The organism is Pseudochrobactrum asaccharolyticum (genome assembly GCF_003314995.1).
GTDB classification, from domain to species: domain Bacteria; phylum Pseudomonadota; class Alphaproteobacteria; order Rhizobiales; family Rhizobiaceae; genus Pseudochrobactrum; species Pseudochrobactrum asaccharolyticum.
The window spans coordinates 879,275-893,900 of the sequence record NZ_QNRH01000001.1; the positions used below are offsets into that span (position 1 = coordinate 879,275).

The 14,626-nt window shown below is 54.6% G+C and carries 13 protein-coding genes, 1 tRNA gene and 1 pseudogene; 6 read left to right on the top strand and 9 right to left on the bottom strand.

Annotated features, from left to right (window positions below):
* Nucleotides 1-220 precede the first annotated feature (220 nt).
* Nucleotides 221-2,275, bottom strand: coding sequence for a TonB-dependent receptor domain-containing protein (locus DFR47_RS04085; protein ID WP_113943059.1), 2,055 nt, complete (start codon nt 2,273-2,275; stop codon nt 221-223).
* A gap of 434 nt (nt 2,276-2,709) precedes the next feature.
* On the opposite strand from DFR47_RS04085, the gene DFR47_RS04090 reads away from it, so the two are divergent.
* The 4 genes from DFR47_RS04090 (at nt 2,710) to DFR47_RS04105 (ending at nt 7,063) form a co-directional block, all read left to right on the top strand.
* On the top strand, nt 2,710-3,780 hold the full coding sequence (locus DFR47_RS04090; protein ID WP_113943060.1) for a hemin-degrading factor: 1,071 nt from the start codon (nt 2,710-2,712) through the stop codon (nt 3,778-3,780).
* 269 nt (nt 3,781-4,049) lie between these two features.
* The gene (locus DFR47_RS04095; RefSeq protein ID WP_113943061.1) at nt 4,050-4,994 is read left to right on the top strand and encodes a heme/hemin ABC transporter substrate-binding protein; all 945 of its coding nucleotides are present in this window, start codon (nt 4,050-4,052) and stop codon (nt 4,992-4,994) included.
* Between the two features lie 183 nt (nt 4,995-5,177).
* On the top strand, nt 5,178-6,272 hold the full coding sequence (locus tag DFR47_RS04100; protein WP_210207260.1) for a FecCD family ABC transporter permease: 1,095 nt from the start codon (nt 5,178-5,180) through the stop codon (nt 6,270-6,272).
* A gap of 2 nt (nt 6,273-6,274) precedes the next feature.
* Nucleotides 6,275-7,063 carry a heme ABC transporter ATP-binding protein gene (locus DFR47_RS04105; protein ID WP_113943062.1) on the top strand — a complete coding sequence of 263 codons (789 nt, stop codon included), beginning with the start codon at nt 6,275-6,277 and terminating at the stop codon, nt 7,061-7,063.
* 60 nt (nt 7,064-7,123) lie between these two features.
* On the opposite strand, the gene rirA is transcribed toward DFR47_RS04105, so the two are convergent.
* Complete coding sequence (rirA, locus tag DFR47_RS04110; RefSeq protein ID WP_113943063.1) at nt 7,124-7,588, bottom strand: iron-responsive transcriptional regulator RirA; 465 nt, start codon at nt 7,586-7,588, stop codon at nt 7,124-7,126.
* A gap of 235 nt (nt 7,589-7,823) precedes the next feature.
* Nucleotides 7,824-8,282: a YbaK/EbsC family protein gene (locus DFR47_RS04115; RefSeq protein ID WP_113943064.1), complete on the bottom strand. Its 459-nt coding sequence runs from the start codon at nt 8,280-8,282 to the stop codon at nt 7,824-7,826.
* 221 nt (nt 8,283-8,503) lie between these two features.
* Between DFR47_RS04115 and DFR47_RS04120 the strand changes: the two genes are divergently transcribed.
* A tRNA-Ser gene (locus DFR47_RS04120) sits at nt 8,504-8,593 on the top strand.
* Nucleotides 8,594-8,722: 129 nt separating this feature from the next.
* On the top strand, nt 8,723-8,983 hold the full coding sequence (locus DFR47_RS04125) for a hypothetical protein (protein ID WP_050742847.1): 261 nt from the start codon (nt 8,723-8,725) through the stop codon (nt 8,981-8,983).
* Nucleotides 8,984-9,157: 174 nt separating this feature from the next.
* Here DFR47_RS04125 and DFR47_RS22325 read toward each other — a convergent pair.
* From DFR47_RS22325 to traA, 6 genes and pseudogenes are all read right to left on the bottom strand, one after another.
* Nucleotides 9,158-10,273: pseudogene (locus DFR47_RS22325) on the bottom strand (recombinase family protein); the annotation flags it as partial.
* Nucleotides 10,233-10,565 (bottom strand): type II toxin-antitoxin system HicB family antitoxin, encoded by a 333-nt coding sequence (locus tag DFR47_RS22065; RefSeq protein ID WP_012090880.1) that lies wholly within the window; start codon nt 10,563-10,565, stop codon nt 10,233-10,235. The pseudogene DFR47_RS22325 and the gene DFR47_RS22065, both read right to left, overlap by 41 nt.
* A complete protein-coding gene (locus tag DFR47_RS04145) occupies nt 10,562-10,816 on the bottom strand; it encodes a type II toxin-antitoxin system HicA family toxin (RefSeq protein ID WP_050742845.1) in 255 nt (84 codons plus the stop codon). The genes DFR47_RS22065 and DFR47_RS04145 overlap by 4 nt, the downstream gene beginning before the upstream one ends.
* Nucleotides 10,817-10,829: 13 nt before the next feature.
* Complete coding sequence (locus DFR47_RS04150) at nt 10,830-11,147, bottom strand: hypothetical protein (RefSeq protein ID WP_050742844.1); 318 nt, start codon at nt 11,145-11,147, stop codon at nt 10,830-10,832.
* Nucleotides 11,137-11,364: a helix-turn-helix transcriptional regulator gene (locus tag DFR47_RS04155; protein WP_050742843.1), complete on the bottom strand. Its 228-nt coding sequence runs from the start codon at nt 11,362-11,364 to the stop codon at nt 11,137-11,139. The genes DFR47_RS04150 and DFR47_RS04155 overlap by 11 nt, the downstream gene beginning before the upstream one ends.
* Before the next feature lie 137 nt (nt 11,365-11,501).
* Complete coding sequence (gene traA, locus DFR47_RS04160; protein WP_050743145.1) at nt 11,502-14,456, bottom strand: Ti-type conjugative transfer relaxase TraA; 2,955 nt, start codon at nt 14,454-14,456, stop codon at nt 11,502-11,504.
* Nucleotides 14,457-14,626 lie beyond the last annotated feature (170 nt).

Genomic DNA, 14,626 nt, shown 5'->3' on the forward strand with positions numbered 1-14,626 from the left:
TCTAAAAATCAACTATTTAGAATGATTTTAAACTTGAGTTAAATATCCATATTAATTGAGCTATTCATCGTGACGACAGCACTAAAAGCAGTGAAAATGGTAAAATAATACCTGTGCGGCGTGTTGACGCATATTGATGTATGGGGCGATTTCAACAGGTTTTATAAAACAACAGCGCGTCCTGTGAGACGCGCTGCCGGATTTTTGAAATTATACGAACTTAGAACTGGAACTGTGATGCAACAACAAAGGTCCGTCCCTGACCGGAGCCGTAAGTGCTGAGGGCAGGTGTGTATTGTTTATCGAAAAGGTTGGTGACCTTGAAAGACAGATCAACATTTTCATTGAATTTATAAGTCGCGAACAGATCTACCAAATCATATGATTTAGCGCGCGCTCCCGGAATGAGGTTAGCTCTATCATCAATTTTAGCTACAGGGCCGCTTGATACATAAGAATACTTCACACCTGTAGAAAGTTTTTTATCCAGAAAATACCCGCCAAGGGTTACCGCAACGGTATCTTCTGGTAAATATTGGCTGGCACCTAAACCGGGTGTTTGTGTTGGTAAATCTGATTTCGCATGGCTATACGAGATGCCACCAAACATATAGGCAGATTCATAATTACTTTCAATTTCAAAACCGCTGACACGTGACGTGCCTGCATTGTTGATAAATTGAGTTCTGTCGGCCGAAGACGTAATATAGTCTTCAATCTGTTGCGTGTAATAATTAGCCTTCAGGCGAATTTTATCTTCTGGGGTGAAGATATTGTCCTGTGCAATATTGAAACCAATTTCCCATCCACGCTGTTTTTCAGGGAGTAGATTTGGATTAGCCCTGTAACCTGTTGGACTGCTATTTCCGTGCCCTGTGCCTCCGAGCATTGTTTCTTGCAAAGTCGGTGCGCGCATGGAATGTGCGTAGGTAACATAAGGCTGAAGCCAGTCGGTTACATTGTAAGCAACAGTGACTTTCGGATTGAGGCGACCGTCACTATTTTTAATGTTTGCTTCTTCATTTTCAAGCTTGAAGTAATCATAGCGCACACCGGTCAAAACCTGCAGATCACCATAGCCCCATTCAGCTTGTGTAAAAATTGCTGCACGATCTGAAGTTGACTGGATAGGATTTGGTCCGACTTTGATACCACCAGTATTATCGTGATTATATTCAGCGCCATATTTCCAATCGAGATACAGATCGTTAAACGCAAAACGAGATGTATTGGCTACGGAGAGCCCGGTGCTCTCATTGGTAATTTCACGGCCTTGCGTTCCAGGGCCGCGAACTGTATCAGCGCTGCCTTTTTGATAGGTCAGTTTAGTAAAGTTGTGATAGGCGTTAACGGATAAATCGATCAAATCATTATCTGAAGGATTGTAGTTGTAGTTTGCTGTAAAGGTACGGTTTTGCAGCAAAATTTCACTTAGGATTACATTACCTGGGCCAAAACTACCGTAGGTACCATAAGTGTTATTATAGATGACGCCGCCAAGTGTTAGCTTATGTGCATCACTTTCCATCTCAGCTTTAAACAACCCTGACGTCAGTTCCTGACCCGTTTCAGGAACAATAAATCCATCGCCGTTTTTATAATCATTGGAATCGCGGCGGCTGAGCGCTGCAACAATACCGATTTCATTGATGCGTGCCGCACCGGCGAGCATTTCAGAGAACCCGACGCCATTGCTGCCCCATGATACACGGCCGAGAACACCTTTGTCCTTGCCGTCCATGATGACGTCATCAACACCAAGGGTTTTGAAATTTACGCTACCGGCAAGACCGCTACCGCCTTCAGTCGTAATGGCACCGCGTGTAATATCAACCGAGGACAACAGGTTCGGGTCGATATAGCTATAACCCTGTGCATCATGCGCTGTGGTGCGGAAGTTCTGTGGCGCGCCGTCAATCATCATATTGACTCGGCCGGAACCTTCAAAACCACGAATATTGACGGCTACACCTGGGTTTGAACCATTGATCGAGGTGAATACACCCGGTGTTGAGCGCAGAACGGTATCCAGTTTTTCACGACCATTCAGCTTGATTTCTGTTTTGGAAATCGTGCTGACCGGAGCAGGGCGCGAGGTGATTTCCTGCGGATTGACCGATTTAATATTGATTGTATTGAGCTGCACTTCGCCGGCATTTTCCGTAGCCGGTTTCGCTTGTTGAGCCTGTGCGGCGCTCGCCATCACAATGAGGCTGATTGCTGTGCTGCCAAGGCCGATTTTAAGAAATCTGGAAAGATTAGAAGACTGCTGCATTTATCATCTCCGCATCGTTGCCACAGGGCAAGCAAGCATTAAAATTTGCACTCTGAAACCACGCTTAGGTCTCCGGACGACAGAACGCAGCAATAATCAACATGAGGTCTATGCCGATATGCGCGTTCCAGATCAGGTTTCTGCTGGCTCAACTCCGGTCGATGCGGTCATCAGACTAATTCTGTTTTCCACACAACATTATGGACACTCACGATTTTTTTAATATGACCACGCATGTCCACTATTGCTTCCAATAATTAATATGATATTTTGTGTCAAGAAAGCTTCCTGAAAATAAACAGGAAGGTTGCTGAGATGCAACAGCCGCCGCAAGGCACTGATAAGTTGATTTGACGGCCATGGGGGCTGGTCAGGTTTGATGATGGCACTTAATAGATCGCACCCAAAGGCGCGGTCGGTATAGGCGTATAATAATGACTGCAACGCACTCTGTTTCCCGGACTCTGGCACCTCAAGATATTCTTCGCCTGCGCAGTGAAAATCCGAAATCCCGTGAGCGGGACTTTGCTCAGGCCAACGGTATCACTGAGGCTGATTATGTTGCTGCGCATGTCGGCACCACAGCGATCCGTCTGAATGTTGATATTGCTGCCATTTTGAATGGTGCAGAAACACTCGGCGAAGTCATGGCGCTGACCCGCAACGAGAGCGTTGTGCATGAAAAAATCGGACCTTATGAAAAGGTTTCCGTTGGCCCGCATGCTTCTATCGTACTTGGCAAACAGATTGATTTGCGTATTTTTCCGAAAGCATGGGCTTACGGCTTTGCAGTAGAAAAGACTGACAACGAAGGCAATATTCGCCGTTCCCTGCAGTTCTTTAACCGCGCCGGTGATGCTGTTCATAAAATCCATTTGCGTGATAACTCTGATCTGGCTGCCTATGATGCGCTTGTTGCTCAGCTGCGTTCAGAAGAGCAGAGCCAGACTGTTGAAACACGTCCTGCTAAACAGACTGAGCCAACAGATATCGCGACTGTTGATGTTGACGGTTTCCGTGAACGCTGGACAAATCTGACCGACGTACATCAGTTTGTTATGCTTCTGCGTGATTTCGCAGTCAGCCGCAAACAGGCCGTGGAACTCGCCGGTGAAGAATTCGCCTGGGAGCTGGAAGCCGGTACTGTTGAAAGCATGATGAATACAGCTTCTGAAACCGGTCAGCCAATCATGGTTTTTGTCGGTAATAATGGCTGCATTCAGATTCATACTGGCCCGGTTAAAGAGATCAAGATGATGGGCCCTTGGCTCAACGTGATGGATCCGACCTTCCACATGCACTTGCGCACCGATCACATTCACAGTGTTTGGGCTGTTCGCAAGCCAACCAAAGACGGTCATGTAACGTCTTTGGAAGCTTATGATGCACAGGGCGAAATGATCGCGCAGTTCTTTGGTGAGCGTCATGAAGGTGAAGCAGAGCGCACGGATTGGCGTGAACTGGTTGAAGCACTGCCGCGTCTGGCACGCTCAGTAGCTGCCTGAATAGTTGGATTATGATGCAGAGCGGTTTTGGCCGCTCTGCATCGCCTTTTACAGCGGTTCCAGTTAAGACTGAATCGTTGGAACCGCTGTAACTGTTTGTATTTACGCATTATCCGACGCAAAACCGCTTCGCACATTTGCTGGAAATGCTATAAAACGCCGGTTTATCTGGTCGTAAAATAAAATGCTTTGCGACTGAGACGGCATTGAGTTCATGAATGACGGTCATCTGTGGTTTTCGATGGCTGAAACAGCCTCGGATTATTTGAATGTTTATTGCTCGTAGCAACCATCTTTCATCACGTATTAAATCGTATCGTCTGGCAGCTGCTTTTGCCGGTGGACTGTTGGCGGCAACTGCAAGTCTTGCGCCGGTATCCGGTATTGTTGCGGTAGCGCAGGCCGAAGAGCTTAAAACATTCAAAGACAGCTCGCGTCTGGTGTCTGTTGGTGGCGCAGTAACCGAAATCATTTACGCTTTGGGTGAAGACAGCAAGTTGATCGCCCGCGACCGCACCAGTGTTTATCCTGAAACGGTAACCAAACTTCCGGATATCGGTTATATGCGCCAGCTCTCCTCTGAAGGCGTGTTGTCTGTTGCGCCGACGGCAATGCTGGTTATTGAAGGCAGCGGACCGGTTGAAACTATGGACGTGCTGAAACGCGCTTCCGTTCCGATGATCGTTGTGCCGGAAGTTTTCACTGCGCAAGGCATTATCGATAAAATTAAAGCTGTTGGTGAAGCGCTTGGCGCGCAAGAGAAAGCCGCTGCCTTGGCTGCAAAAGTTGAGGCCGATCTGAAGGCTGTTGAAGCCACGACGAGCACAATCAAAGAGAAAAAACGTGTTTTGTTTATTCTCTCGCGTCAGGGTGGTCGTTTTCAGGTTTCCGGGCAAGGCACTGCTGCAGATGGCATGATCAAGATGGCTGGCGGCCTGAATGCGATTGATGAATTTCAGGGCTATAAGCAGCTCACTGATGAAGCGCTGGATAAAGCTGCACCGGATTTGATCCTGCTAATGAATACCGGCGTTGATAAAGCGATGGATGATCATTCAGACCTGTTGAGCAATCCCGCCTTGGCAGCCACACCGGCAGGTCGCAACAAATCAATTGTAACGATGGATGGTCTTTACCTGCTGGGTTTTGGTCCGCGTTCGGCTGAGGCTGTACGTGAACTCTCTGAGAGCCTCTACGGTAAAGCAGCTCAGTAAATCTGTATATCGCTGATATGTCATCGGAGCGGCATGTTCCGGTGACTTCTTTTTGAATATTGAAGTTGCGCTTGGCAAAAAAATGTGAGGCGTGACGGCGCGCTACGGAAAGCAAATACATTGACTGATACTGTTGGCGATATGCCTGCGTCTCACTTTGCTAAACGCAACGGATCAACAGAGATGCTTGTTGTAAATGACAGCAAAGATGGCTCATCCGTTCTGCAAGGCGACCGTTCACGACAGGCTCGTTTCCTGATTGCCATGCTGGCTGTATTGCTTGTGGTTGTTGCACTGTTCAGTCTGACAGCAGGTGCTTCACAGGCGTCGAGCTGGTCGGTATTGAAATCGCTGTTTTCTTCTCAGGTTGATCCGAATGACATTGCTGCACAACGCGATCATATCATTATCTTTGATATCCGTTTGCCACGCATTGTACTGGGCATCCTGATCGGCGCATCTCTGGCCGTGTCCGGCGCGGTGATGCAGGGCTTATTTCGCAATCCGCTGGCCGATCCGGGGCTGGTTGGTGTTTCATCCGGTGCTAGCCTCGGTGCGATTATGATTATTGTGCTGGGCGGAACATTTCTCGCACCGGTACTCGGTGTGCTTGGCATGTATACACTGCCGCTGGCCGCATTTTTCGGTGGCCTTGCCACTACGCTGATCCTCTATCGTGTTGCAACCCGCAGAGGCCGCACATCAATCGCAACAATGCTTTTGGCCGGTATTGCGCTTGGGGCAATGACCGGCGCTTTCAGTGGTGTATTGGTTTATATCGCTGATGACCGCCAATTGCGTGATCTGACTTTCTGGGGTATGGGCTCGCTGGCTGGTGCCACATGGATCAAAATTCTGACTGCCGGTCCTATTATTGCTCTGACATTGGTTGCAGCACCATTTTTGGCGCGCGGCCTCAATGCACTGGCATTGGGCGAGGCGACAGCCAATCATCTGGGACTACCTATTCAGCGAATTAAGAATACGGCGATTGTGCTTGTTGCTGCGGCAACCGGTGCCTCTGTCGCCGTCAGTGGTGGTATCGGTTTTGTCGGGATTGTCGTACCGCATTTGTTGCGCCTTTCTATCGGCCCGGATCATCGTTATCTTTTGCCTGCCTCTGCGCTGTTAGGTGCCAGCATGTTGCTGCTGGCTGATGCCGTGAGCCGTACTGTGGTTGCACCGGCAGAGATCCCGATTGGTATTGTCACCGCATTTGTCGGCGCACCGTTCTTCCTCTGGATTTTGCTGCGCCGCCGTGGCTTGCTGGATTTATAATTATGATTGAAACAAAAAATCTGGCCGTTCAGCTCGGCGGCAAAACCATTCTGCAAAATGTCAATATCCGCGCCAAAGCGGGCGAGGTGACCGCGATTGTCGGGCCAAACGGCTCCGGTAAGACTACGCTAATCCGCGCACTCTCCGGTGATCTGCCTTATACGGGGCAGGCACTGCTCGATAATGCGGCTTTTAACAACTACAAACCATGGCAGATGGCTGAACGCAGAGCTGTCTTGCCGCAAGCCAGTGCGCTGTCTTTTCCGTTTACTGTGCGTGAGATCGTTAATCTCGGCCTGACTGGTGGCCGCTCCGGTTTAACACCTGAGCAGGAAAAGCATTTGCCTGATCAGGCGCTTGAACTTGTTGATCTTAGCGGCTTCGGAGGCCGTTATTATCAGGAGCTTTCCGGTGGCGAGCAACAGCGCGCGCAATTAGCCCGTGTGCTCTGTCAGGTCTGGAAGCCGGTACTAGATGGCAAGCCGCGCTACCTGTTGCTGGATGAGCCTGTTTCCAGTCTGGATATCCGCCATCAGATTATCGTTATGGATATTGCACGCAATTTTGCTGCAAAAGGCGGCGGTGTCATCACCATCCTGCACGATCTCAACCTGACAGCGCTTTATGCGGATCATGTTGTTATGGTGCATAATGGCGGCATTGATGCCAGCGGCACAATCACAGAGACTTTTACAAATGAACGTCTGCTGCGGGTTTATGAATGTCCGCTGCAGGTTGGTGTTGCGCCACTGGCAGGACAACCATTTATCTTGCCGCATTCAGTCTTCTGAGCGGAAATGAAAAAAGCCCTGAAACAGATGTTTCAGGGCTTTTTCAATAGAAAGTTGGGATTAATGAGCGGCTGCAACAGCGCGAGGCGCCAGCTCGTCAATACCGAGCAGCATACGTACATTCGGACGTGCATCAATCAGATCCTGAATGCTGTATTTTCCAAGTACAGCGAAGAAAGCATTGAGCGCTTCACGCAGTGCGGAATTCAATGCGCAGCTGTCGATCAGCGGGCATTCGCTGTCACTGTCGAAGCATTCTGCCATAGCAAAATTATCTTCTGTGACGCGTACAACGTCAAACAGAGAGATTTCCGCAGCCGGACGGGCAAGCTTTACGCCGCCATTACGCCCGCGCACGGTGGTCACAATGTTATTTTCGACAAGCGGCTGCAGAATTTTGAACAAAAACAATTCTGAGACCGTATAGGCCTTGGCGATTTCAGCAATACGGCTGAGATTACCTTCATTTGCCGCACAATACATCAGCATCCGAATAGCATAATTAGTCTGTCTGGTAAGACGCATTTCAGGTCCTTTCCCGCAGTGCGACGAAGCACTGCTAAAAACACGAGTGCAGTTTAGAACTATTCTGAATAAATATGAAGTCCTGATTTGCAATAAAAGTTACTAAAATTAATCATGTTTTAGTGATTTTGCACAGCCCCTTTATCGAGGGAAGGCTAAAAATCTGTCATATCAGGATAAAAACAATCATCCTGACGGTTCTCACCTGATAATAAAATCAAAATTAATCAGTATCTTATTGGCAGACGTCAACCCAGATGGCATTGGTCAGTTCAGCCAAACGATGCGGATTAATACGCACAGCGCTATTAACGGCACCGGCCGCAGGCAGCACTTCATCAAAAGCTCGCAGCGAAATATCGCAATAGATTTTCAGATGACCGGCAACACCAAACGGACAGACACCGCCGACAGGATGGCCGGTTGCCTCCAAAACAGAATCAAAATCCAGCATACGTGGCTTGTTCTGAAACTGATCTTTGAATTTGCGATTATCGAGACGCGCATCGCCGCGGGCAACAAGCAGGATCACATCATCGCCGAGTTTGAGAGAAAGCGTCTTCGCGATCTGTGCTGGCTCCACATTATGAGCATTGGCAGCCTCGATAACAGTGGCAGTACTGGTTTCCAGTTCAATAACCTGCACATCTGGGGCTTTCTCGGCGAAGAATGCTTTTACGGATTCAAGGCTCATAGGATTTCCTGCACTTTGGTGCCGTTCAGGGCACATCATTAAAGGGAGCACCTTCAAAACATAGTTGAGATAGCATGATGGTACAGAAAGGTGAGGGCTCTCAACAATTATTTGCAAACAAGCACAATAATTTACGTCAAAGTGATTGACGAAGCGCAGGGAGTGAATGTATGTAGCCTTCATTCGCCATCATAGTGCGCTTCGGGCTGATTTGCCTGCAAGGAGGGGTGGCCGAGTGGTTTAAGGCACCGGTCTTGAAAACCGGCGTGCGGGAGACCGTACCGTGGGTTCGAATCCCACCCCCTCCGCCACTTCAGTCCCTGAGTGGGCACTGAGTTTACACCACTTCCCGCCACAAGCGTCTGTAGCAGCCGGGACTTCGATCCCATGATGCGAACCTCGCCCTCCGCGACCTCGACACGCTGTGCAAGCGCGCGCAGGTGGTCGCGGCGATAGCCGCCACTTTCCAGCCGGATACGGTCGCGGGCGGTTGCGGCGAACTTCCGCAGCATCTGCGGCGTCACCGCCTTCTGTCCTGTGTTCTGGAGCATCGCCTGCGCACGCTCTGCGTCCGCCTTGGCCTGATCGCGGATGGCCTTGAGTCCCTCGATGCGGTCTTTCAGCGCCGGGTCGTCCAGATCGGCAATGCCCGCCTCGATGGCGTCGTAAAGCCGCTTGAGGCGCAATTCCGATTCGGCTGAGCGCTTGTTCAACTCGGCGATATGCTCGCGGCGGCGCTCGGCGTGTTCTTCCCTGCGGTCCAGCGCGGCGGCAAGGACGGTTTCCAGCCGCTCGGGTTGGAGAAGCTGGCCCTCAAGGTGGTCGGCGACCAGATCGTCCAGCTTGTCCATCGGCACGGCCATGCCGCTGCACGCGGTCGGCCCCTGCCGCGCCTTCATCGAACAAGCATAGTAGCGATAGCGCCCGCCCTTGCCGGTGCGGATGGTCATGGCCCCGCCGCACTTGGCGCAATGGATCAGGCCGGTCAGCATGGTCGGGCCGCTGATGACGCGGGCTGGCATGACCTTGGGATTGCGCGCCTTGAGCAGTTTCTGAACCGCGTCGAACGTCTCTTTGTCGATGATCGGCGGAACAGGGACGGTGACGATCTCGCTCGTCGGCTTCAATTCCTTGGTCTTGCTACGCTTGTTGAACTCATGCTCGCCCATATAGGTGCGGCGGGTGAGGATGCGGTGAACCTGACCGATGCCCCAACGCCCGCCGTCGCGGGTAAAGATGCGTCGGCTGTTGAGGTAAGAAACGATATTCTTGACGCCCATTTGGCCGGTCGTGCCGTCGCCTTCCAGCGCGAGGCGATAGATCAGGCGCACCGTGTCGGCGTGGAGCGGGTCGATTTCCAGCTTCTTCTTGACCTTGGCTCCGCGCTGCTCGGCGGCGACGGTGCGATAGCCGATAGGAGGAAGCGAGCCGTTCCAGAAGCCTTGCCGGGCATTCTCCTTCAAGGCTCGCATGACGTGCTTGGCGTTCTCCTTGGACTGGTATTCATCGAACAGCGCCATGATCTGCCGCATCATGACGTGCATGGGGTCATCCCCCATTTCCTGTGTTATCGAAACCAGCTTGACGCCATTCTTCGCCAGCTTGCGGACATGGAACTCAAGCTCGAAGTGATCGCGGAAGAACCGGCTGAACGAGTGGACTACAACAACATCAAATGGCGCGGGCTTCGACGTTCCGGCCTCGATCATGCGCTGAAACTCGGGGCGGCGGTCGTTGGTGGCCGATGCGCCGGGTTCGATGAAGGTTTCGACCAGTTGCAGCCCGCGTGACTCGCAATAGGCTTCACCCTGCCGCTTCTGGTCGGGAATCGACACGTCATGCTCGGCCTGCCGCGCCGTCGAAACACGCAGATAGAGGGCGGCGCGTAGCGGCACGGAAGAAGCGGTCATAATCAGTCCCCTTTCAAACCCGGTCGAACGAACGAGGCCGCTACTCAGCGGCCTCCCGGATCGTCCCGACGATCCATTCATTCAGGCTCTTGCCCGATGCTGCGGCGGCAATGACTGCGGCGGCATGGTCGTCAGGCGTGAGGCGGACATTGAACTTGCCGGAGAACTTCCGGCGCGGCTCAATCCCCTTTTCCCGGCACATTTCAAGATAGACGGCCAGCGACTTGCGGCCTTCCTCGATCAGATCGTGGACGCTTTCGGCATAGAAGTCGGCCCCGCCATTGAGGCCGACAAACTCGCCGCGCAGCATCTGAATCTCGGGATCGAAAGCGATAACCGCCTTCTCGCCATTGATTTCAACGACATTGTTCATGGCTTTACTCCGTGTTCGTCCAGCCATTTACGGATGCTGGCAACCGCACCTTTGTCCGTATCCGGTGACGGATGCGGGCGATGAAAGACGCGCACTTCGCCGAACAGGAACACGCCGACGCGCGAACCTTCCCGCTCACTGACTTCCGCCCCGAGGCTTAAAAACAGCGCCTCTATGTCGGCCCAGCGGATCGAACCGTTGACCGGGCGGGCGAAGATCAGTTCCAGCGTGGCTCTGTGACGCTTTTTCATGGAGCATCCAGTATCATTTTCTAGTACCGTTTTCAAGGTCGATTTCGGTCCCGGCGTCAGGCAAGGCAATGTCGGGGCCGAACAGTTCATCGAACAGGTCGCCGAACCATCGCTCGAACACCTCGATTTCGGCCTCCGTAACCGGAACGGGGTCGGGCCAGTCGTCGGTGACTGTCCATGTGCTGAGGTCGTGTTTGGGCGGCCTGCCGGGGAACGGCCACGGATAGCCCAGCAGTTCCTCAAGCTGTTCCGATGCCGTGGGCGGGCGTTCGGCGTGCCGGGAACGGGATGCTGTCTCGGGCTTGTCGTCGTTCCTGCGATCAATAGTCATCGAGGAAGTCGAACTCGTTGCGCGGACGCTGCCGCCACCCGGCGGGATCGGCAATCCATCGGTTGATGTCGGATTCCCGCCATCCCGCGCCGTTGGTGCTGATCTTGAGTTGGGCCGGGAACGTGCCCTCTGCGATCTTGCGGTAGATGGTGGACCGCGACAGGCCGGTGCGGGCGCGGACGGTGTTGAAGCGGATGATGCGGTCTGGTTGACGCATGGCTGCGCTGCCTCCTGCTGGCTGTTTCTGGCGATTACAGAGACCAGACAGAGCAACGATTTGTCGTTGTGCAAGAAGTATTTAGCCGTCGTAGTGCTGCGGCGTACAAAGGGCGGCAAAAAGGTAGGTTCTACGATCTACAAACCGATGCCCCGGCCCCTGCCGAGACCGTGACTGAGGGCGAGTTGCCGACCAAGCCTCATGCCTGAGTCGAAATCCATGCTGATGCCGAGTTGCTTCTTGCGGCCTTCGAGCAGGGATTCCATCTGCGGATCGCGTTCGAGGCTCATCGCCATGTTGCCCATCTCCGCCCGCGCGGCTCTGTGGCCGGAATAGTCGCCAGCCGCATATCTGTGTTCGCCCGCCTGCCCGAGTTCCTGAAAGCGCTCCACGAAACGATCCGCGCGCCAGTTCGGATCACGGGCCGGATCGGTGCGGATTTCTGTTTCGAGCTGGAGGGCGCGGATGGCGCGGTCGATCCTGCCGCCGCCCGCCTCGCGGGCAAGGCTGTTGTCCTTGCTGTAAGCCGCCTCCGCATCCTGCCAGCCGTGCGGGCGGACTTCCTCGAAGGCCCGCCGTGCCGCGCCCAACTCACGCCGCTGCTCGTCGGAAGGCGTGAGACCCTGTTGCTTGGCGTCAAGGATCGCATCGGAGGCGCGGGCATGGCGGACAAGCGCCTGCCTGCGGGCGCGGCGCAAGGCGGCTTCCGGGTCTTCCTCATCCTTCCTTTCCGGCTGCCTAACCGCGTCCGAAACGGCTGCACCGTCTGCGGCCAGGTGCAGGCCATCAAACATGCCGCGCACCTTTTCGGGAACCCGCTTGACGATCTTGACAACCCGCTCCATCCGCTCGCGGAAAGTGATGCCGCGCCGCTCGGCAAAGCTTTGGGCCGGGTCGGCGCGCTCGTAGTCCGACGCCATGTCCTTGGCCCGGTCGCGCGACAGGGTGCTGATGAGCTTGTCCTGACTGGCGAAGTCGTCGCGGCCATAATGCAGGTCCATGCCGTCACGGTGCCGAGACAGGGCGACATAGCTGCCGTGGGCGTCCATGCCGGGCGTTGCCAGCACATGCGTCCGGTCCACGGTCATGCCCTGCGCCTTGTGGATGGTCGCGGCATAGCCGTGGTCGATCCGGTCATAGTCCTTCAATTCGAACGAGACGTTGCGCCCGTCATCGGTGCGAACCGTCATGCTCTGGGTGCTGACTTGTTCGATTGTGCCGAGCGTGCCATTCTTCACGCCAAGCCCGCGTTCGTTTTGCAGGAACATCACGCGCTCGCCACTGGCGAAATTTCTGTCTCCGCGCTCGACCTTGACGCGCACATCCTCGCCCAGATCGCCAGCCTCCCGCATCCGGTCACGGGCGGCCTCGTTGAGTTCTCGCACCTCGGCATTGGTGTGGGTGAGGATGATGCGGCTTGCGTCGGGGTTAGCCTGCCGGTCGCGGTCCCAGCGGTCGATCAGATCGCCGCGTGCCTGTTCGCGGGTTTCAGCGGAATGCACCATGTCGTGACTATCATAAGCGTTGATCGCTTTGCCGGTCCTGTCGCTCGCCAGATCGCGGGTGGCGTCGCGCTGCCAATCCTCGCGCTGGCGGCGCACCTCGCCGATTTCCGCGCCGCCGTGGCGCTCATGGATCGACCGGAATGCCGCGCCTGCCTCAATGGATTGCAACTGCTGCGGATCGCCGACCAGCACCACCTTGGCCCCGGCTTCGGCCGCATAGGACAGGACGCGCTCCATCTGCCGCGTGCCGACCATGCCCGCCTCGTCGATCACCAGCACGTCGCGCGAAGTCAGCATGTCGCGACCGTTTTTCCAGCCGTGTTCCATGCTGGCGATGGTGCGGGACGCAATGCCAGAACCGCTTTCCAGATTCTCGGCGGCGATACCCGACAGGGCCACGCCGCGCACCTCGTAGCCTGCCGCCTCCCATGCCTCGCGCGCCACACCGAGCATGGCGCTCTTTCCCGTTCCGGCGTAGCCGACGACAATACCAAGGTCGCGCCCGTCCGTGACATGCGCCAGCGCGTCGGCCTGCTCGCCGGACAGGACAAGGCCGCGCTGTTCGGCGCGGACCAATGCGGCTTCGCGGTCCCGGTCGCTGACTTCGTGCAACTGCTTCTCGGCCATCATTTCCGCCGCGCGGTGCAGGCGCTGTTCGGCCTCGATCATGTCGCGCGTGGTGAACCGATCCTCGCCACGAGAATCCTTGCCGAGTTCGATCAGGTCAGGGGCGTTTCCCATCGCGCCCATGACCTCGTTGAACTGGTCCAACCCGTCGCTGTGGCGATGGGCGAACTTCGCCATGTCGCGCCGCGTGAAGGTTGATTGCTGCTGCGTGATCGCGTCCAGTGCAATGGAAGGATCGGCAATGATCCGCTCGCCATTGTTGCGGGCAATCTCGCGGTGCATGTCCGTGCGGTCGGCGGCTTCAACGCCTTCGCCCTCGATGCGCTGCGCCGGTGCGCCAATCTGGCTTTGCGGCTCAAGGCCGATGCCCTGTGCTTCTAGGCTGCGGTGATCGATGCGCGCGTCAATGTCGAGTTCGGCAAGCCGCTCGTTGACATGATCGGCCCAGCGTTCCCGCCAGCGCTCGACCATCTCCGTCCGGTTCCAGTCGCGCACCTTCTGGCCGAAACCGTTTTCATCCACGCTGCGCATGGTGAGCATCACATGGGCATGGGGCTTGGGGTTGCCGTCCTCGGCAAAATCCCAATGCACATTCAGATCGGCGATCATGCCCTGATCGACGAATTCCGACTGTGCGAAGTCGCGGGCAAGGGAAATCCCTTGTTCCTCGCTCATCTCGCGCGGAATGGCGAATTCGACCTCGCGCGCAAGCTGCGCATCCTTGCGCACCTCGAATGCCTCCACATCGTTCCAGAGGCGTTCGCGGTCGGACCAGACTTCGGGCGCACCGTCCGGCAATAGCACCTCGGAATGGACGACGCCGCGTTTGTTGGAAAAATCCTGCACGCGGTCGATGCGCTCGTCGCGCATTCGCGAGGCCGAGCGGTAGGCGGCGGAGGCCACCGCGCTGCTTCCGGCCTTACGGCCAATGACCTTGACGTGAAGATGATAGATCGCCATCGCGATCAAATCATCTACACCTCTGAGCGCACGTCGGAACGACGTATAAGCGCGCCCTCGAAATGAATTTCTCGGGACATCCCGCGCCGTTTCAGCTTGTCTCGGCAACCTTACAGCATTGCGGCAGACGCTCAACTATCATCGCTCCAGCAACAGCTTATGGAGATGGC